Source organism: Microbacterium sp. AG790 (assembly GCF_003634765.1).
In the GTDB taxonomy this organism is placed as follows: domain Bacteria; phylum Actinomycetota; class Actinomycetes; order Actinomycetales; family Microbacteriaceae; genus Microbacterium.
Genome location: NZ_RBWZ01000006.1, coordinates 733,643 through 752,099, shown reverse-complemented (window position 1 = coordinate 752,099; position 18,457 = coordinate 733,643). Strand labels below are relative to the sequence as shown.

The 18,457-nt window shown below is 70.7% G+C and carries 17 protein-coding genes; 6 read left to right on the top strand and 11 right to left on the bottom strand.

Annotated elements, in window-relative coordinates:
- Window positions 1–13: 13 nt before the first annotated feature.
- A complete protein-coding gene (locus DEU37_RS04065; RefSeq protein WP_005051122.1) occupies window positions 14–697 on the bottom strand; it encodes a response regulator transcription factor in 684 nt (227 codons plus the stop codon).
- Window positions 694–1,968: a cell wall metabolism sensor histidine kinase WalK gene (locus DEU37_RS04060; RefSeq protein WP_121189355.1), complete on the bottom strand. Its 1,275-nt coding sequence runs from the start codon at window positions 1,966–1,968 to the stop codon at window positions 694–696. Before DEU37_RS04060 ends, DEU37_RS04065 begins: the two co-directional genes overlap by 4 nt.
- Before the next feature lie 90 nt (window positions 1,969–2,058).
- Here DEU37_RS04060 and phoU point away from each other — a divergent pair, with 90 nt between their 5' ends.
- Window positions 2,059–2,760 (top strand): phosphate signaling complex protein PhoU, encoded by a 702-nt coding sequence (phoU, locus tag DEU37_RS04055; RefSeq protein ID WP_005051128.1) that lies wholly within the window; start codon window positions 2,059–2,061, stop codon window positions 2,758–2,760.
- A gap of 88 nt (window positions 2,761–2,848) precedes the next feature.
- On the opposite strand, the gene DEU37_RS04050 is transcribed toward phoU, so the two are convergent.
- The gene (locus DEU37_RS04050) at window positions 2,849–3,598 is read right to left on the bottom strand and encodes a phosphoglyceromutase (protein ID WP_121189354.1); all 750 of its coding nucleotides are present in this window, start codon (window positions 3,596–3,598) and stop codon (window positions 2,849–2,851) included.
- A gap of 41 nt (window positions 3,599–3,639) precedes the next feature.
- Here DEU37_RS04050 and DEU37_RS04045 point away from each other — a divergent pair, with 41 nt between their 5' ends.
- The gene (locus DEU37_RS04045; protein ID WP_121189353.1) at window positions 3,640–4,479 is read left to right on the top strand and encodes a class I SAM-dependent methyltransferase; all 840 of its coding nucleotides are present in this window, start codon (window positions 3,640–3,642) and stop codon (window positions 4,477–4,479) included.
- A 137-nt stretch (window positions 4,480–4,616) separates the two neighbouring features.
- Here DEU37_RS04045 and DEU37_RS04040 read toward each other — a convergent pair whose 3' ends face one another.
- From DEU37_RS04040 to DEU37_RS04025, 5 genes are all read right to left on the bottom strand, one after another.
- Window positions 4,617–5,567 carry an aromatic acid exporter family protein gene (locus DEU37_RS04040; protein ID WP_396652189.1) on the bottom strand — a complete coding sequence of 317 codons (951 nt, stop codon included), beginning with the start codon at window positions 5,565–5,567 and terminating at the stop codon, window positions 4,617–4,619.
- Window positions 5,568–5,750 (bottom strand): hypothetical protein, encoded by a 183-nt coding sequence (locus tag DEU37_RS15005; protein WP_259457123.1) that lies wholly within the window; start codon window positions 5,748–5,750, stop codon window positions 5,568–5,570.
- Between the two features lie 5 nt (window positions 5,751–5,755).
- Window positions 5,756–6,862 carry a folate-binding protein YgfZ gene (locus DEU37_RS04035; RefSeq protein ID WP_121189352.1) on the bottom strand — a complete coding sequence of 369 codons (1,107 nt, stop codon included), beginning with the start codon at window positions 6,860–6,862 and terminating at the stop codon, window positions 5,756–5,758.
- 2 nt (window positions 6,863–6,864) lie between these two features.
- A complete protein-coding gene (locus tag DEU37_RS04030) occupies window positions 6,865–7,470 on the bottom strand; it encodes an FABP family protein (RefSeq protein ID WP_121189351.1) in 606 nt (201 codons plus the stop codon).
- 134 nt (window positions 7,471–7,604) lie between these two features.
- Window positions 7,605–7,892 (bottom strand): hypothetical protein, encoded by a 288-nt coding sequence (locus tag DEU37_RS04025; RefSeq protein WP_121189350.1) that lies wholly within the window; start codon window positions 7,890–7,892, stop codon window positions 7,605–7,607.
- 126 nt (window positions 7,893–8,018) lie between these two features.
- Here DEU37_RS04025 and DEU37_RS04020 point away from each other — a divergent pair, with 126 nt between their 5' ends.
- The 4 genes from DEU37_RS04020 (at window position 8,019) to DEU37_RS04005 (ending at window position 12,457) form a co-directional block, all read left to right on the top strand.
- Entirely contained in the window at window positions 8,019–8,717 is a 699-nt protein-coding gene (locus DEU37_RS04020) for a response regulator transcription factor (protein ID WP_121189349.1), read from the top strand.
- A 72-nt stretch (window positions 8,718–8,789) separates the two neighbouring features.
- On the top strand, window positions 8,790–10,958 hold the full coding sequence (locus DEU37_RS04015) for an RNA degradosome polyphosphate kinase (protein ID WP_121189348.1): 2,169 nt from the start codon (window positions 8,790–8,792) through the stop codon (window positions 10,956–10,958).
- A complete protein-coding gene (locus tag DEU37_RS04010; RefSeq protein ID WP_121189347.1) occupies window positions 10,955–11,893 on the top strand; it encodes an NUDIX domain-containing protein in 939 nt (312 codons plus the stop codon). The genes DEU37_RS04015 and DEU37_RS04010 overlap by 4 nt, the downstream gene beginning before the upstream one ends.
- Window positions 11,894–11,896: 3 nt before the next feature.
- The gene (locus DEU37_RS04005) at window positions 11,897–12,457 is read left to right on the top strand and encodes a chemotaxis protein CheY (protein WP_121189346.1); all 561 of its coding nucleotides are present in this window, start codon (window positions 11,897–11,899) and stop codon (window positions 12,455–12,457) included.
- 25 nt (window positions 12,458–12,482) lie between these two features.
- Here DEU37_RS04005 and DEU37_RS04000 read toward each other — a convergent pair whose 3' ends face one another.
- Genes DEU37_RS04000 through DEU37_RS03990 form a run of 3 tightly spaced genes read right to left on the bottom strand, consistent with a single transcriptional unit; the run spans window position 12,483 to window position 18,308 of the window.
- Entirely contained in the window at window positions 12,483–13,775 is a 1,293-nt protein-coding gene (locus DEU37_RS04000) for a M1 family metallopeptidase (RefSeq protein WP_121189345.1), read from the bottom strand.
- On the bottom strand, window positions 13,772–17,701 hold the full coding sequence (locus DEU37_RS03995) for a Pls/PosA family non-ribosomal peptide synthetase (protein WP_121189344.1): 3,930 nt from the start codon (window positions 17,699–17,701) through the stop codon (window positions 13,772–13,774). Before DEU37_RS03995 ends, DEU37_RS04000 begins: the two co-directional genes overlap by 4 nt.
- Before the next feature lies 1 nt (window position 17,702).
- Window positions 17,703–18,308, bottom strand: a complete 606-nt coding sequence (locus tag DEU37_RS03990; RefSeq protein ID WP_259457122.1) for a hypothetical protein — start codon at window positions 18,306–18,308, stop codon at window positions 17,703–17,705.
- Between the last annotated feature and the right edge of the window lie 149 nt (window positions 18,309–18,457).

Here is an 18,457-nt window from a genome sequence, read left to right as displayed (position 1 = left end):
GGGGAAGGGCGCGTCAGGCTTCGAAGCGGTAGCCGAGCCCGCGCACGGTCAGGAGCATGACCGGCTCGCTCGGATTGCGTTCGATCCGTGACCGGATGCGCTTGATGTGCACGTCGAGCGTCTTGGTGTCGCCGAAGTAGTCGCTCCCCCAGACCCGGTCGATCAGCTGGCCGCGCGTCAGCACGCGCCCCGCGTTGCGCATGAGCACCTCGAGCAGCTCGAACTCCTTCAGCGGCATCGGGATGGTCTCACCGTCGACGGCGACGGTGTGCCGATCGATGTCCAGCACGACCCTTCCGCCGTCGACGACGCTGTCGTCCAGTCCCAGCTCGGGTCCTTCGCTGCGTCGCAGCACCGCCCGCATCCGCGCGAGCAGTTCGCGCGACGAGTAGGGCTTCGTCACGTAGTCGTCGGCGCCCAGCTCGAGACCGACGACGATATCGACCTCGGAGTCCTTCGCTGTCAGCATGATGATGGGCACTTTGGAGGTCGAGCGCACCACACGGCACACCTCGGTTCCCGGCATCCCCGGGAGCATGAGGTCGAGCAGGATGATGTCGGCGCCGCGCGAGGCGAACGCATCGAGGGCAGCGGGGCCGTCCTCGGCGATCTCGACCTCGAATCCCTCACGGCGCAGCAGATAGGCGAGCGGATCGGCCAGATCGGGCTCATCCTCGACGATCAGGACGCGGGTCATCGCTTCTTCTCTCCTTTCGCCCGCGCACCATCGCGGGCGGCCTTCTTCTTCTTGCGTTTCTTGGGAACGGGAAGGTCGTCGGGCGCAGGGACGGCGGGCAGTCGCACGGTGAAGGTCGAGCCTCGCCCCGGACGCGACCAGACCTCGACCTCTCCCCCGTGCCGCTGCACCGCGTGCTTGACGATCGACAGCCCCAGCCCCGTGCCGCCGGTGCGGCGCGAGCGCGCCTGGTCGGCTCGGTAGAAGCGTTCGAACACGCGCTCCTGCTCGTCCTCGGGAATGCCGATCCCCCGATCGGTGACCGCGATCTCGACGACGCCGCCGTCGAGTTTCACGCCGACGCCGACCTGACCGCCCTGCGGCGAGTACGCGATCGCGTTGGCCACCAGGTTGGCGACGGCCTCGGTGAGCACCTGGACGTCACCGCGCACGTACGCGTGCCGTTCACCCCCGCGGGCGACGGTGATGGCGGCGGAGTCCGCGGCCACCGACTGCGACTCGATGGCGGCGGCGACGACCTCGTCGACGGACACGTCGCGCAGTTCCGTCAGATCGTCGGCAGACTGCAGCCGCGACAGGTTCATGATGCGCGACGTGAGCTGGCTGAGCCGCGCCGCCTCGGCGCTGAGGCGACTGGCGAAATGACGCACCTGGTCGGGGTCGTCGGCGGCCGACTCGACCGCCTCCGCGAGCAGGCTCACCGCACCCACCGGCGTCTTCAGCTCATGACTGGTGTTGGCGACGAAGTCACGGCGCATCTCCTCGACGCGCTCCCGCTCCGTGATGTCACGGATGACGATGAGGATCAGCCGCGGCGTGATCACGCTCGCCCGAGCCGAGACCAGTCGCGGCTCGACGCCGCGCTTGAGGCGCATCGTCTGCGTCTCCGGCGCCTCGGTGCGGCGGACCGTCCGGGCGAGGGCGCGCAGCTCATCGCCGGGAAGCGCGTAGTCCTCGTGCATGCCGAACAACTCCGCGGGCGCCGAGACGGCGACGATCTGCAGCGACGTGTCGACGACGACCGCGACTTCGTCCATCCCCTGGAGCACCGCCGCCGTCCCGTCGGGCAGGGCGGTGGATGCCGCGACACGCGCGCGGTCACGCGCTCGCAGCGCGATGAGCACGAGCGTGGCCACTCCGCCGCCGAGGACGAGGCCGAGGATCAGCGCGATCGCCGGCTGCAGGGACTCCATGGCTCCCAGCGTAGGGTGGTTGGACACCGCAGATTCACGATACGGATCAACGCCGGAAACCGCGTCGGCAACGTTCATCGCTGCGGCACCGATCGTTAACCTTGGCCCGCGATGATCACCGGGTCAGGAGGCGGCACCGTGCCTGCCTGCCGGAAGAGAGGCCCTCTCATGCGCGAAGTGTTCCACCAGTCGCTCGAGGACGTGCAATCGCGTCTCGTCGAGATCGCCGAGCTGGTCACGGAGGCGATCGACAAGGCCACCCGCGCCTTCGGCACCAGCGACGTCGCCCTTGCCGAAGAGGTCATCGAAGCCGACCAGACGATCGACGACAAGGCGATCGCACTGGATGAGCTGGCGATCCAGATCCTCGCTCGTCAGCAGCCGGTCGCCCGCGATCTGCGCATCGTCGTCGCGGCCCTGCGCGTCAGCGCCTCCTTGGAGCGCATGGGCGACATCGCCGAGCACATCGCTCAGCTCACCCGCATGCGCTTCCCCGAGCGCGCCATCCCGAAGGGCCTGAAGGGGACCTTCACCAAGATGGGCGAGCTCGACGTCGAGGTCGCGAAGACCCTCACCGAGCTGCTGCGCACCGAAGACCTCAGCTACCTCGAAACGCTGCGCACGCTCGACGACAAGGTCGATGACCACCACCTCGCGGTCTTCGAGAAGGTGCTGAGTGAGAACTGGCAGGGCGAGGCAGGAGCCACCGTCGATGCGACGCTGGCCAGCCGCTACCTCGAGCGCTTCGCCGACCACGCCGTCTCGGTGGCCAAGAAGGTGGCCTACCTCGCTACCGGCGACTGGACGCCCGACACCGACACCATCGCCGTCATCATCGCCGAGGGCGAATCGGTCGACGGCGTCGAGTGAGACGTCGCCTCCGCCGCGGCGGAGGCGGAAAACGAAGAGGGGGATGCCGGTCGGCATCCCCCTCTCGCGTTCGTACGGCCGCTGAGCCTCAGCTCTTGCCCTGGCTCGCGACAGCCGCGGCGCCGGCAGCGGCGGCCTCGGGGTCGAGGTACGCACCCGGCTCGAGCGGCATGAGGTCTTCACCGAGGCGGTAGACGAGCGGGATGCCGGTCGGGATGTTCAGCTCGGCGATGTCGGCGTCGCTGATGCCGTCGAGGTGCTTGACCAGGCCGCGCAGCGAGTTGCCGTGCGCGGTCACCAGAACGGTCTTGCCCGCCTTCAGGTCGGGGACGATCTCGTTCTCCCAGTACGGCAGAAGGCGGTCGATCACGATCTTCAGCGACTCGGTGCGCGGCACCTCGCCGTCGATGCCGGCGTAGCGCGGGTCGTTCACCTGGCTGTAGGGCGAGTCGTCGGGAAGGGCGGGCGGCGGCACGTCGAACGAACGGCGCCACAGCATGAACTGCTCCTCACCGAACTGCTCGAGCGTCTCTGCCTTGTCCTTGCCCTGGAGGTCGCCGTAGTGACGCTCGTTGAGGCGCCACGACCGCTTCACGGGGATCCACAGACGGTCGGCCGCGTCCAGCGCGATGTTGGCCGTCTGGATCGCCCGACTGAGCAGCGACGTGTGCAGCACATCGGGCAGGATGCCGGAATCCTTCAGCAGTTCACCGCCGCGCGCGGCCTCGCCGCGACCCTGCTCGGTGAGGCGGACGTCCACCCATCCGGTGAACTGGTTGGTCTTGTTCCACTCGCTCTGCCCGTGGCGGAGGAGGATCAGCGTGTACGGCGCGGTCATGCTCGTCATCCTACCGGCGCGCGCGCTGGCATCATGGGGGAATGCCGCCGGAGAAAGCCCCCGCCCGTGGGGTGGTCGGTCAGATCACGCGCGGCACGACGAACACCAACCGGCTGCGCCGCATCGACCGCTGGATCGCCCGGCATCCCGTGCTGAGGCGCGCCGCCGATCCGTTCGTCATCGACCTCGGATACGGCGCGAGCGCCGTCACCGTGCTCGAGCTCGAGGAGCGGCTGCGGCGCGCCCGCCCCGGTGTCGATGTGCTCGGGCTGGAGATCGATCCGGCCCGGGTCGAGCGGGCCCGCACGCAGCTGCTCGACGTGCGCGCGGGGCACACGGCGTTCTCGCCCGATGCTCACGTGTCCTTCGCCCGCGGCGGGTTCGAGGTGCCGACGCCGCAAGGGCGCCGACCTGCGGTGCTGCGGGCGTTCAACGTGCTGCGGCAGTACGACGAGCACGAGGTGAAGGATGCGTGGGCGCGCATGACGCGGCGCCTGCATCCCGACGGCATCCTCGTGGAAGGCACCTGCGACGAGCTCGGCCGGATCTGCACGTGGGTCGAGATCGGCGCCGACGCCGCGCCACGAACGCTCACGCTGTCGTTGCGTCTGAGCGAGCTCGCCTCTCCGTCGATCGCCGCGGAGCGGCTGCCGAAGGCCCTCATCCACCGCAACGTGCCCGGTGAGCCGGTGCACGATTTCCTGCGCACTCTCGACGAGGAGTGGACACGCGCCGTCGGCACCGCGTCGTTCGGACCGGTGCAGCGCTGGCGCGCCGCGCTCGACGCGATGCACGCGGCGGGCTGGCCTGTGGGCGGTCGCGCGCGCTGGCGGCTGGGCGAGGTCACCGTGCCCTGGAGCCTGGTCGCTCCCGCCGTCTGACCGGCGCCCGTCGGCGAACGGCCAACCGAGCGCAGGCGATCTGCCCGGCACAGGCCGATTCTGCGCCGTTCTGCCTCTCCCCGGCACAGTGCCTGCCATCGGGGGCGCGCCATCGGCGGTTCGGGGCGGCCGGCGGCTCAGACGCGCGGAATCGCGGCGCGCGCCTCGTCGGCGGGCATCCCCGCCGCCGTCATGAGGTCGACCGCCAGCGGGCGCAGCGCACCGATGAGCGTCTGATCGACGGCCGAGCTGCGATCGGCGAGAACGGTGGGATCCAGACGAGCCGCCACGGCACGGACGGCTTCGCGGGCGGCCGGCTCGTAGGAGATGTCGCCGAGCGACTCCGCAATGAGGCGCGCACCGGCCGCGAGTTCGGTGAGCAGATCGGCGGCGATGGGACGCGGCTGCCGGTCGTCGCAGAGGTAGACCACGCGTCTGGCGATCACGCGCAGATTGCGGGTGGCCAGGTCCAGGTGCAGGCGGATGCGCTCCTGCCGCTGGAACTCCGAGCGCTGGCGGCGCAGGAACGGCGAGATGCGGGCGATCTCCGAACCCGACTCGATTCCGGCGCGCCACTGGTCGACCAGCCCCTGAAGGGCGCGCGCCTTGGCGAGTCCGCGCTCTGCGCGCACCGCGTCACCGCGGCGCAGGGCCTGCACGAGGGTGGACACGGCGCCGTCGAACGCCGAGAACAGCGCCGCTCCTTCCCGCGCGACCGTACGCAGCGGGCTGCGCGGCAGCAATGCCGTCACCAGCAGGGCCATGACACCCCCGACGAGACCGTCGATCATCCGGAGGAACGGCACACTCACCGGGATGACCATCACGATCGCCGACTGCATCGCCGCGGCGATCGCGAACGCCGGCTGCGGCGAGAGGAACCGCGCGACGATCAGCGAGGCCGTCAGCGTGATGCCGAGCTGCCACCACCCGATGCCCGCGACGAAGACGATCAGCTCCGCGACGAGGATTCCGACGACCATTCCGATCACCGTCTCCAGCACCCGGCGCGGTCGGGCGTCCCTCACGAGACCGAGGCTCGAGACCGTGACGGTGGCCGCCAGCAGAGGCGCCGCGTGACCGAGCACTTAATGGGCGAACGAGAACGCCGCGGTCGCTGCGATCACGATCTGCGCGATCGCAGGAGCCGACACGATGACACGGTCGATGCCGACACGCGGATGCCAGCGGGAACGCCACCCGGTCGGGATGGCGGCGGTCTGCGCAGCCGTGTTCCCGGGGCGTTCCGAGGGCGGCGGCGCGGACGTCACCGTGCTCAGCGGCGCCGGGAGAGCCGCGGCATCCGCGGGATCGATGCGGTGCGCCCGGCGTCGGGCGGGACGATGACCTCCTGCCCTGCCGCGATCCGCCCCTCGTCCACCGCGACGGTCAGATCGGCCTCGACCGGAACCGTGCGCTTGACGTATGCGAGGGCGATCGGCCCCTCCTCGAAGTGGCGTGCGACGGAGGTCACCGCGCCGACCGCCTCGTCGCCGAGGAAGACCTCGGCTCCGCTCATCGGCAGGTCGGCGTCGCTGCCATCCAGCTGCAGGGCGACGAGCCGGCGCGGCGGATGACCGAGGTTGTGCACCTTCGCGACCGTCTCCTGACCGCGGTAGCAGCCCTTGTCCAGGTGCACCGCCGTGCGCAGCCAGTCGGCCTCGTGCGGCAGCGCCCGTCCGTCGGCCTCGGTCGCGGCGCGAGGACGCCAGGCGGCGACGCGGACGGCATCGACGGCCATCCATCCGGCGACGGGCTGATCACCGGATGCCGCGGCCTCGGCGAGGCGGGACGCCGCATCGACCGGCACGATCGCCTCCGCCCAGTCGTACGACTGGCCCGGGTGCGGGTCGGCGGGGGCGTATCCCCACCCGCCGGTGCCGACCGCAGGCCACGGGTCGTGCCAGATCGCGAGCGGGTCGAGCGCAGCAACCGCTTGCGCGGTGCCGCCGATGACGCGCACCTCCTCCGAGAGGTCCTGCGGCTCTACCCGCAACCGGAACCGCATGCGACTGAGCCACGTCACGAGCGCCGCGGAGCGGGACCGATCGACGATCAGCCACGTGCGCTCACCGTCGTCCACGACTCCCGCGGCGTGTTCGACGTGGCCCTGCGGGTCGAGCACGAGCAGCTCGGTGCTGGTTCCCGGTGCGAGCGCCGTGAGCGCCTGCGAGGTGATGGAGTCCAGCCAGCTGAGGCGGTCGACACCGTCGACCGCGACCACGACCCGGTCTTCGAGGGGCGCAAGTGCCCGTCCGGCGATGAGATCGCGCTGTTCACGCGCGGGCGCGGCCACATGCGCCAGCCCACGCTCGTCGACGACGGCACCGCGAACGATGGTGAAGGGGCTGGCGGCGGGCGCAGACGGACGCAGGTCGGACATGCTCACTCGGCCCGCGCCAGTCGCGCCGACGCGTGCGAACCGAGCTCGCCGCCGAGCGCGGCGATGTCCCATGCCCAGAGCAGGTGACCGTCGACGAGGCCGTACATACGGGTCGCCGCGGTGTAGACCTTCGCGCTCGCGGGGCGCACCACGGCATCCGTCGCAAGGTCGATGCGCGGACCGCGCACCTGCCCCACGTAGAGCTCGCTGATGCCATCGGAGTGGACGATGGCGACCTCGAGATCGAAACCGCCCTCCGCATTGCGGAGGGTCTCGACGTCGTCGGCCGTGCGCGCGGTGTCGCGCACCGCCGACGGTGGCAGCAGCGCCGGGCCGGCGTCGGCCTGCTCGAGCGGGCGAGCGAGGCGCCAGTATCCGGTCTCGGCCACCAAAGGGGTGCGGGATTCGTCGTCGGCGACGAACCAGGCGTTCGCCGCGTAGTTGACGTAGTCGCCGCCGTCGTGGCTGAAGCTCACCCGATGGGCGAACTCGCCGCGGAAGGCGACGCCGTCGGCCTCATAGTCGATGACGCCGGTGCCTTCCCAGACACCGAGCAGCCACGAGAGCGGAACGAGATCGGCCGGCAGGTCGGTCGGCAGGTCGATCATGCCGATCAGCGCTGGCCGCGGTAGAGGTTCTTGATCACGACACCCGACACGAAGACGATCGCGAGCGAGGCGAGCGCGAGCAACCCGACGAAGAAGAGTTCGAGCGCGAGCAGGTCCATGTCCTCACTCTACCGTCACGCGAACATGCTGGAGAGTCCGAGACCGAGCCCGATCAGGCCCATGATCACGAACGCGCCGAGGGTACTCAGCGCCACCCGGCGCACGAAGCCCTGCGAGTGACCCTGAACCAACTGCACGACGAAGGCGAGGATGAGGCAGGCGGCCATGCCCACCGGCATCCATGCGGCGCGCCACTCGCCCGGAGCGACGACGCCGATCACGATCGCGATCACCGCGCCGGCGGCCCAGACTCCGACGATGCCGCCGTACTCGGCGCGGGGCGCCAATCCGGGAAGCGTCATCCTCCCATTGTCACCGACGCGCGCACTCCGCGCACGTCGTCCGAGCCACCCGCGCACGGCGCCTGTGCGAGCGGGTTCTAAGATGGGGGCACGGTTCGGGGGCATCCGAACCGGAAGGGACCCCCATTGGCTCAGCTTCTCGTCTTGAGTTCCGCCCCTGGCGGGGGCCCCGTCCTGCCTGCGCTCGAGCTGCTCAGCCATCGCGTCCGGCAGATTCCCGCCGAGCCGGCCCAGCTCGTGAACGCGCCGAGCTCGGATGTCATCTTCGTCGACGCCCGTGCCGACCTGGTCGGGGCGAAGTCGCTGTGCAAGATCCTCAACACGACGGGCCTGGACGCACCGCTGGTGCTCGTCGTGACCGAGGGGGGCCTCACGGCGGTGTCGACGGACTGGGGCATCGACGACGTGATCCTGGTCGGTGCCGGCCCCGCCGAGGTCGACGCGCGCATCCGGCTGGCGGTCGGACGCCAATCCGCATCCCAGGTCTCCAGCCGCATCCAGACCTCTGGCATCACGATCGATGAGTCGTCCTACTCGGCCAAGGTGCACGGCAAGCCGCTGGATCTCACCTACAAGGAGTTCCAGCTGCTCCACTTCTTCGCGACGCATCCCTCGCGCGTGTTCACACGCGAGCAGCTGCTGAGCGAGGTGTGGGGTTACGACTACTTCGGGGGCACGAGGACGGTCGACGTGCACGTACGACGCCTGCGCGCCAAACTCGGAGACCTCGAACAGCTCATCGGCACGGTCCGCAACGTGGGTTACCGCTTCAACGTCTACGAGGACGACCAGATCCCCTCACCGCATGAGGCCTCTTCGGCGTGATGACGGGGGCGGCCAGCGCCGCGCAACGCCGTGGTTAACGCGTCGGTCACCTGGCCCTGACATGATGAGGGAATGATCGACACCGACGTTCTGGACACCGGACTGGGCGACGAGGACGACGACGACTTCGACGAGATGGTCGAAGACGGCGACGCCCAGCTCCCCGAGCACCGCTACATGGATCGCGAGCTCAGTTGGCTCGCTTTCAATCAGCGCGTGCTGGAGCTCGCGGAGGACCCGTCGCTGCCCGTGCTGGAGCGCAGCAACTTCCTCGCGATCTTCGCCAGCAACCTGGACGAGTTCTTCATGGTGCGCGTGGCCGGCCTCAAGCGCCGCATCGTGACCGGTCTCGCGGTGCCGACCAACGTCGGTCGCGCCCCGCAGGACGTGCTGGCAGACATCTCCGATGCGGCTCACGCCCTGCAGCTGCGCCAAGCGAGCGTGTGGCTCGACATGGTCCAGCCCGCGCTGGCCGATGCAGGCATCCGGGTGGTGTCGTGGGACGACCTGTCGGTGGATGACCGCAACGATCTCTCGGAGTACTTCCAGACGCAGGTCTTCCCGGTGCTCATGCCGCTCGCGGTCGACCCCGCCCATCCCTTCCCGTACATCTCCGGCCTGTCGCTGAACCTCGCGATCCGCATCCGCAACGCGAAGACCGGTCGGCAGGAGTTCGCGCGCCTGAAGGTGCCGCCCATGCTCCCGCGTTTCGTCGCGGTGCCGGGAGAGGCGGGCCGCGCACGGTACCTGCCGCTCGAGCAGCTCATCGCCAACCACCTGGGCGACCTGTTCCCGGGGATGGAGATCCTCGAGCACCACACGTTCCGCCTCACTCGCAACGAAGACGTCGTGATCGAGGAGGACGAGACCGAGAACCTCATCCAGGCGCTCGAAGCCGAGCTGCTGCGACGCCGCTTCGGTCCGCCGATCCGCCTCGAGGTCACCGAGGACATGGACGACGTCACGCTCGATCTGCTGATCGCCGAGCTCGACATCACCGAGCAGGAGGTCTATCGCCTGCCCGGCCCGCTCGACCTGCGCGGCCTGTTCGACCTGTCGCGCATCGATCGCCCGGAGCTGCACTACCCGGCGCACGTTCCCACCACCGCCCCGGCCTTCCAGCCCGCCGAGCAGAACGGACGCGCCGACCTGTTCGCCGCGATCCGCAAGAGCGATGTGCTCGTCCACCACCCCTACGAGTCGTTCACCACGAGCGTCGTCAGCTTCCTCGAGCAGGCCGCGCGCGACCCGCACGTGCTCGCCATCAAGCAGACCCTGTACCGCACGTCCGGCGACAGCCCGATCGTTCAGGCGCTGATCGACGCGGCCGAGCGCGGCAAGCAGGTGCTCGCCCTCGTCGAGGTGAAGGCTCGCTTCGACGAGGCGGCGAACATCGTCTGGGCGCGCAAGCTCGAGAAGGCCGGCGTGCACGTCGTCTACGGCCTGGTGGGTCTGAAGACGCACTGCAAGCTGCTGCACGTCATCCGCGAGGAAGACGGCATGCTGCGCAGCTACAGCCACATCGGCACCGGCAACTACAACCCCAAGACCAGTCGCATCTACGAGGACTTCGGCCTGTTCACCGCCGACGAGCAGGTGGGCCGCGACCTCACGCGCCTGTTCAACGAGCTCAGCGGCTACGCGATCGAGAAGAAGTTCAAGCGCCTGTTGGTGGCGCCGCTGCACCTGCGCAAGGGGCTGCTGCGTCAGATCGAGAACGAGCGCCGCCACGCCCTGGAGGGCAAGCCGGCTCACATCCGCATCAAGGTCAACTCGATGGTGGACGAGCAGATCATCGACGCCCTCTACCGGGCGAGCCAGGCCGGTGTCCGCGTCGACGTCTGGGTGCGCGGCATCTGCTCCTTGAAGGTCGGCCTGGCGGGCGTGAGCGACAACATCACCGTGCGCTCGATCCTGGGCCGCTACCTCGAGCACTCGCGGATCTTCGCGTTCGCCGGCGCCGGCGATCCTCAGGTGTTCATCGGCAGCGCCGACATGATGCACCGCAACCTCGACCGCCGCGTCGAAGCGCTCGTGCGCGTCGTGGCGCCTGCGCAGATCAAGGAGCTCGTCGATCTGTTCGACCTCGCGATGAGCGACGAGACGAGCTCGTGGCACCTCGAGGACAGCGGCGAGTGGAAGCGCCACAGCACGGATGCCGACGGCAAGCCTCTCGTCGACCTGCAGGACCGCACGATGGCGCAGGTGCAGCGCCGCCGTCGGGCTCGGGCGGTGCGATGACCGACACCGCCGTCTACGCAGCCGGTGGCGTGGTGTGGCGCGTCGTCGACGGCAAACTCCGCGTCCTCGTGATCCACCGCACGGCCTACGCCGACGTGACGATCCCGAAGGGCAAGGTCGATCCCGGCGAGAGCCTGGCCGAGACCGCGGTGCGCGAGATCTTCGAGGAGACCGGCATCCAGGTGGCCCTCGGCATCCCCGTCGGCGTCTCGCGCTACCGGATGCCCAACAAACGACAGAAGATCGTCCACTACTGGTCGGCCGAGGCGACGGATGACGCGATCCGCGCCTCCGCGTTCGTCCCCAACAAGGAGATCGCCGCGATCGAATGGCTCTCGCCGCGCAAGGCGCTCGCCAAGCTGTCGTACCCGGTCGATGTGGAGATCATGGAGGAGTTCCTGCGCTACGTCGACGACGGCGTGCTGGCGACCTTCCCGATCGTGGTGCTGCGTCACGCGAAGGCGCTGGACCGGGAGGACTGGGACGGCACGGATGCCGCGCGACCGCTGACCGCACGCGGCGCGAAGCAGGCGGCCGCGGCGGTCGGCCCGCTGCGCGCGTTCGGCGTACGCAAGATCGTCTCCAGCGATGCCGTGCGCTGTGTGACGACGGTGACCCCGCTGTCTGCCGCGCTCGGCAAGCGGATCCACCGCGAGACCGCCCTCAGCCAGGACGCCTGGGAGGACGGCAGTTCCGACGTCCGCGCGGTCATCGGCCGGCGCGTGCGTTCCCGCAAGCCCGCTGTGCTGTGCAGTCACGGACCGGTGCTCCCCGGCATCCTGTCCGAACTGGCCCTCGCGACCGGAACCCTGCACGGCTCGTACCTGGGCAGCGCGTCCGCGCTCGAGACGGGCGCCTTCTCGGTGGTGCACCTGTCGGCGACGAACCCGGGCTCGGGCATCATCGCGATCGAGACGCACGAGCCGAAGCTGTAGATCGTGGAGGGGCTCCGCCTAGCGTGGGCGCCGGCCCCCTCCTCGCGCGACGGCCGACGGGCGGTTGCATGGGGGCTGATCCGCGACCTTCTGCGCGCGGAAGCGGTGGCGGAGGCGCGGCTGACGAACCCGTGTCCGCAGTGCGGGGGCCCGCATGGCCCGGTGCGGGTGGAGGATGCCGCGTGGCGAGCGGGGGTGACGTACGCCGGGCGTTTCGCTGTGGTCGGCGTTGTCCCGGGCGCCGGTGGGGGCTTCGCCGTCGACGCGGAACCGCTCCACGACACGGTCCGCGAAGCCGCCGGCGGCGTCCCGGGTGGGGTGCGCCGGTGGGTGAGGGTCGAGGCCGCGCTCAAGGCCGTCGGCACGGGACTGCGGATCGACGCGGCATCCGTCAGGCTCGAGGAGTCAGCCGACGGCGCTCGCTGGTTCGCCGATGTTCCCGGGGTGGCGAGGACCGTTCACGGGTTGGATCTCGACGGCCCGCCGGGGATCCTCCTCTCTGCCGCGGTGGTCGACACCGTGGTCGACACGATGGTCGACACGGCGTCGATGAGCGCCAGATGAGGCGGGAACGCCGCTCTCGTGACCGCTACGGGCGCGGCAGCGGGGGTAGCTCGACACGGTCGAGCCACGGCGTGAAGACGTCGTCGAGGTCGCGGCCGGCGACGCGGGCGGCCAGCGCGCGGAAATCGTCGGTCGTCGCGAGGGCGTGCCGATAGGTCGCCACCCACTCGTGCAGCACCCGTGTGAACACCGCGGTGCCGACGGCGCATCGCAGGGCGTACAGGGTGAGGGCGCCGCGCTTGTAGACCCGGTCGTCGAACATCAGGTCCGGACCCGGGTCGGACAGCACGAGGTCCTGCGGCAGCGCCCGCAGACGAGCGTGGTGCTTCGCCGCCTTCTCGGCGACGCTCGCTGCGCCGGAGCGCTCGAACCAGAGCCACTCGGCGAAGCAGGCGAAGCCCTCGTTGAGCCAGATGTCCTGCCAGCGGCCGATGCCGACACTGTTGCCGAACCACTGGTGGGCGAGCTCGTGGGCGATCAGCCGCTGCTCGTCGGGGACCAGATGGTTGCTGCCGAAGACCGCGAGCCCCTGCGCCTCGAGCGGGATCTCCAGCTCGTCCGGTGTCACGACAAGGGTGCAGGCTTCCTGCGGATACGGCCCGAAGGAGTCGTCGAACAGTGCCAGCATGCGCGGAACGTCGGCGAACGCCCGCGTCACGTCGCGGCGCAGTTGTGCCGGAGCGAACACCCGCACACCCTCGCCGCCTTCGAGCGCAGTCTGCTCGTAGGGGCCGACGTGCACCGCGACGAGGTACGTGGCCACGGGCACGGTCGACTCGGACGTCACCGTGACCCGACCGCCCGCCGTCGTCGTGCCGGTCGGGCGGCCGGTGAGGACCGGCAGGTACCCGGCATCCGTCGTCACCGACAGACGCATCGGCGCGCGCGCGTCGGGGCGGTCGTTGCAGGGGAACCACGTCGGAGCGCCGGTCGGCTGCGACGCCACCAGGGCGCCGTCCTCGAGCTCCTCCCACCCGATCGTGCCCCAGCGGGAACGACGCGGTGCGGGCGCGCCGGCATAGACGATCTCGATGGAGAACCGCTCCCCCGGCTGCAGCCGATGCGGCAGCGTGACCCGCAGCTTCCGCGGGCCCTGCGAGAACCGGGTGCGCCGATCGCCGTCGACCCGCACCCTCGTCGCACGCAGGCCCACGAAGTCGACACTCACGGCCGACACCGCGGTCGCCGCCACGGCGTTGAGCGTCGCCCGTCCCTCGAGGCGGTTGGTGCGCACGCGATAGTCGATCGCCACGTCGTACGAGTCGACGTCGAACGAAGGATCGCCGCTTTCGGGCGCGTACGGGTCGTGCCCGCTCACGAGGTGGACTGGTAGGCGCGCACCTTGACCGCGTGCCAGGGGCCGATGGGGTTGCCGCTCCACCGCGAGCCGAGGGGAACCGTCTCGCCGCGCATCACGAGGGATGCCGGGCCCACGGTCGCGTGGGCGGCGATGCGGGCGGCGGGGAGGATGACACTGTGGGGGCCGAGCGTGGCTCCGGCCTCGAGTTCGACGGTGTCCATGCTCATGATTCGATCATGGAACAGGTGCGTCTGCACGACGCATCCCCGATTGACCGTCGATCCGTCGCCCAGGGTGACCAGATCGGGCTCCGGCAACCAGTAGCTGTCGCACCAGACGCCGCGACCGACGGTGGAACCCAGCGAACGCAGCCAGACGGCAAGCGCGGGAGTCGCCGCTGCCGCCCGGGCGAACCAGGGGGCTGCGACCATCTCGGTGAAGGTGTCGGAGACCTCGGTGCGCCAGACGAAGCTGGACCAGAGCGGCTGTTCGCCCGCGCGGATCGGACCGACGATCAGCCATTTCGCCGCGGTGGAGATCGCGGCGGCGACCGCGCCGGCGGCGAGCATGACGATTCCCGAGAGGAGGATCGCGCCGCCGAGTCCGACGACGTCGATCAACGCGGCGAGCGTCACGACGACGACCAGGCCCAGCGCACACGTGACCACGACCGGCACGAATCGACCGAGCTCCCACAGCGCCCGGGCGACGCGCAGGCGCACCGGCGGCTGATACGTGCGGGACTCATCACCCTCGGCGGAGCGGCGCCGGAGGCGCACGGCGGGTGATCCGAGCCATGATGAACCCGGTTTGGCCTTGACCGGCGCCGCCGAGAGCACCGCGACGAGTCCGTCCCGGGGAACGCGGTGTCCGGGCGCCGCCATCCCGGAGTTGCCGAGGAAGGCGCGCTTGCCGATGCGCACCGGCCCGAGGCGCATCCAGCCGCCGTGCAGCTCGTAGGAAGCCACCATGGTGTCGTCGGCGAGGAAGGCGCCGTCTTCGATACGGGTCAGTGACGGAATGAGCAGCACCGTGGACGCTTCGACATCGCGGCCGACCTGCGCGCCGAGCAGGCGCAGCCACACGGGGGTGAACAGGCTCGAGTACAGCGGGAACAGGATCGTTCGCGCCGAGTCCAGCAGGCGCTCGATGGTCCATGCCTGCCAGCCGACCCGGCTGCGCACCGGATGCACGCCCTCGTGCAGCCCGATCGAGAGCACACGAACCGTCACGACGACGACGCCGGCGAAGAAGACACCCGCGACCACGACACCGGGAACGAGCCATGCCAGCGCCCCGCCGAGCGCCTCCAGGAGCGAGGCCGCGCCGGCGACACCGCGCGCAACGACGAGCGCGCCCGCGGCGAACGCCGCCAGCGGCAGGAGCGCCAGGGCGAGCGCGGAGGCGGCGTACGCCCACAGCCAGCGGGTGGGCGCGGGTGCCCGCTCGGCCGGCCACTTCGCGGACTTCCCGCCCACGCGGACCGCCGGCGAGCCGGCCCAGGTCTGGTCGGCGCGCACCCGTCCGAAGACGGCGGAGCCGGGCGCGATCTCGGCGCGGCGGCCGATGCGGGTGCCGGGAGCGAGCGTGCTGCGCGAGCCCACGGTGGCGCCGGCGCCGATGCGGATGGCGCCGATACGGACGACATCACCGTCGATCCAGTACCCCGACAGATCCACCTCGGGTTCGATCGCGGCACCGTCTCCGATCTCGAGCATGCCGGTGATGGGCGGCAGCGCATGCAGGTCGACGCCAGTGCCGATGCGCGCGCCGAGGGCGCGAGCGTAGTAGCTGACCCACGGCGCCCCCGCCAGCCCCACGGCATCCACCTGGTCGGCGATCTGCTCGGCCAGCCACAGCCGGATGTGCACCCAGCCGCCGCGCGGATAGTCGCCCGGTCGCACGCCCCTCAACAGCAGTCGGGCGGATGCCGCTGCGATCGCCATGCGCCCGAACGGCGTCGCGAACACGAGCAGTCCGACAGCAAGAAGGGGAAGTGGCGCTTCGGGCAGCACGTCGAACCCGGGGAAGAGCCGCAGGACGGCGGATGCGGTGAGCAGGTAGAGCATCCAGCGGATACCGGAGAGGATGAACAGCGGCACCGCCAGCAGCGTCTGCGCCCACTGGGCCCGTCGCGGCGTCGGCTCCGGACGGTGGAAGGTGGCAGGGGCATCCTCCTGCAGACCGGTGCCGAGGGCCTTGGCCATCGCCCCCAGTCGCGGCACGTCGTAGATGTCGGCGACGGAGAACTCGGGCACGCGCGTGCGGATGCGGGACACGAGCTGCGCCGCGGCGAGCGATCCGCCGCCGATGTCGAAGAAGTCGGTCTTGCGGTCGACGACCGGCATGCCGAGCACCGCGTGCCACTGCTGGGCGAGCCACGCCTCCCCCGGTGAGAGATCGGATGCCGGAAGCTCCACGTTCGGCAGCGGCCACGGCAAGGCGGCGCGGTCGACCTTGCCGGACGTCCGCACGGGCAGCTCATCGACCACGGCCAGCAGCGGCACCATGGGAGCCGGCAGACGCGCCGCCAGATCCGCCCGCGCCGCGAGACGGTCGAAGTCTGCAGGTGCCGCGAGGTAGCCGACGAGAACGGGCACCCCCGCCTCGGTGGTGCGTACGGCGGCCGCGGCGCCGGTCACTCCCGGCAGATCCTGCAGGGCGGCCTCCACCTCGCCGAGCTCGATGCGTCGCCCGCCGACCTTCACCTGATCGTCGGCGCGACCCTGGAAGACGAGGCCGTCGGATTCGAAGCGGACGAGGTCGCCGGAGCGATACGCGCGGTCCCAGCCGAGTGTCGGGAAGGGGGCGTACTTCTCGGCATCCTTCGCCGGGTCGAGGTAGCGCGCGAGACCCACGCCGCCGATGATCAGCTCGCCGGCGCCACCCTCGCCGACGGGCTGTCCGTCACCGTCGACCACCGCAAGCGTCCACCCGTCCAGCGGAAGGCCGATGCGCACCGGCACCGACCCGTCGAGCGGAGCCGCGCACGCCACGACCGTCGCTTCGGTGGGGCCGTACGTGTTCCACACCTCGCGTCCGTCGGCGACCAGGCGCGCGGCGAGCTCGGGCGGACACGCCTCGCCGCCGAAGATGAGCAGGCGTACGTTCTCGATGGACTCCGCCGGCCACATCGCGGCCAGCGTGGGCACCGTGGAGACAACCGTGATGCCCTGGCGCAGCAGCCACGGTGCGAGATCCTCGCCGGAGCGCACGAGCGATCGCGGGGCCGGGACCAGACACGCACCGTGACGCCACGCGAGCCACATCTCCTCGCACGAGGCGTCGAAGGCCACCGACAGCCCGGCGAGCACGCGGTCATCGGGTCCCAGCGGCGCGTGGGGAACGAACAGTCGGGCCTCGGCATCCACGAACGCGGCCGCCGCGCGGTGAGTGACCGCAACGCCCTTGGGCACCCCCGTCGAGCCGGACGTGAAGATGATCCAGGCGTCGTCGTCGACGTTCGGCGGAGGCACCGCCACGATCGCCTGTGTCGCGGGGTGCGGCGCCTCGCCGTCGAACAGTCCCTCGTCGAGGACGGCTTCTCCGGATGCCGGGGCGTACGTGCCCGTCCCGGTGATGACGCCACGCACGGCCGCTTCGCCGAACACGAGCCGTGCACGTTCGTCGGGGTCGTCCGCGTCGACGGGCACGTACGCCGCGCCGGCGGCGAGGATGCCGAGGATCGCGATGTACAGCTCCTTCGACCCCGACGGCATCCGCACTCCGACGCGATCGCCGCGTCGGACGCCCGCCTCGTGCAGGCGCGCCGCCGTGGCGCCGACCCGGGCCAACAGCTCGCGATAGCTCAGCGCGCCCGATCCGTCGTCGATCGCGGAGGCTTCGGGAAACGCGCGCGCCGTGGCGCGCAGCACGTCCAGCAGGGTGCGGGCCGGAGCCGCGGCATCCGCGCGACCGAGGACCGCTCGAGGTGAGTCGTCCACGTCAGGAGAGCAGGTCGATCAGCTGCGCCTTGGTCAGGCGTGAGTAGCCTGTCCGGCCCGCGGCACGCGCTCGTTCTCGCAGCTGCGCGACGGTGAGCGCGGTCAGCTCCGCCTCGTCGTCCGCGGGCTGCGGCGCGCCGCCGTCCGCGGGAACGGCGAGCTCGGCGGCGAGCGCCTCGTCGGCCGCACGCGCGTCGAGCTCGGCACGAGCAGCGGCGGCCTCCGCGCGGCGCGCGGCCTTCTTGAGGGCCTTGGCCTCCGCGACCTCGGCCGCGGCGCGTGCAGCGGACGCCTCCGCCTCCTGTGCCGCACGGCGGGCCTCAGCCCGCAGCCGCGCCTTGCGATCGGCGGCGGCGACGGCCTTCGCAACGGCGCGTTCCAGGCGCCGCACCGCGCGTTCCGCGTGCTTCGTCACCGCGCGGGGCTTCCGGCGCAGCTTCTTCTTCGACACATCGGCGGCGTCGCGTGCCTCGTCGATGTACTCCTCGAGCCCGGCCGCGAGCTTCTTCGGGAGGTTCTTGGCCGTCTTGGCCGCCGTCTTGGCCGCCGCGGACGCGTCGGTGATGGCATCGCGCGCGGCGCGTTCGCTCTTGCTCGTCGTACCCATGGCCCACATCGTAGGGGTGCCATGTGAACCACCGGGGAACCGATGCCCTCCGGCCCGCGCCCCGCACACGATCGCTCGCGATCGTTAACCTCTCGTTCACCTCTGCACCGCCGGCCGGTAAGAGTGGCTGTCTAGCGTCGGGGCGTGCC

What these genes read in the sequence shown, in the direction of transcription:
- DEU37_RS04050 (WP_121189354.1), bottom strand. Translation starts at nt 3,598, where the DNA reads ATGACCGCGCCGTACACGCTGATCCTCCTCCGCCACGGGCAGAGCGAG.
- DEU37_RS04025 (WP_121189350.1), bottom strand. Translation starts at nt 7,892, where the DNA reads ATGACGCTTCCCGGATTGGCGCCCCGCGCCGAGTACGGCGGCATCGTC.
- DEU37_RS04035 (WP_121189352.1), bottom strand. Translation starts at nt 6,862, where the DNA reads ATGTCCGACCTGCGTCCGTCTGCGCCCGCCGCCAGCCCCTTCACCATC.
- DEU37_RS04045 (WP_121189353.1), top strand. Translation starts at nt 3,640, where the DNA reads ATGCCGCCGGAGAAAGCCCCCGCCCGTGGGGTGGTCGGTCAGATCACG.
- DEU37_RS04030 (WP_121189351.1), bottom strand. Translation starts at nt 7,470, where the DNA reads ATGATCGACCTGCCGACCGACCTGCCGGCCGATCTCGTTCCGCTCTCG.
- phoU (WP_005051128.1), top strand. Translation starts at nt 2,059, where the DNA reads ATGCGCGAAGTGTTCCACCAGTCGCTCGAGGACGTGCAATCGCGTCTC.
- DEU37_RS04060 (WP_121189355.1), bottom strand. Translation starts at nt 1,968, where the DNA reads ATGAACGTTGCCGACGCGGTTTCCGGCGTTGATCCGTATCGTGAATCT.
- DEU37_RS04065 (WP_005051122.1), bottom strand. Translation starts at nt 697, where the DNA reads ATGACCCGCGTCCTGATCGTCGAGGATGAGCCCGATCTGGCCGATCCG.
- DEU37_RS04015 (WP_121189348.1), top strand. Translation starts at nt 8,790, where the DNA reads ATGATCGACACCGACGTTCTGGACACCGGACTGGGCGACGAGGACGAC.
- DEU37_RS03990 (WP_259457122.1), bottom strand. Translation starts at nt 18,308, where the DNA reads ATGGGTACGACGAGCAAGAGCGAACGCGCCGCGCGCGATGCCATCACC.
- DEU37_RS04010 (WP_121189347.1), top strand. Translation starts at nt 10,955, where the DNA reads ATGACCGACACCGCCGTCTACGCAGCCGGTGGCGTGGTGTGGCGCGTC.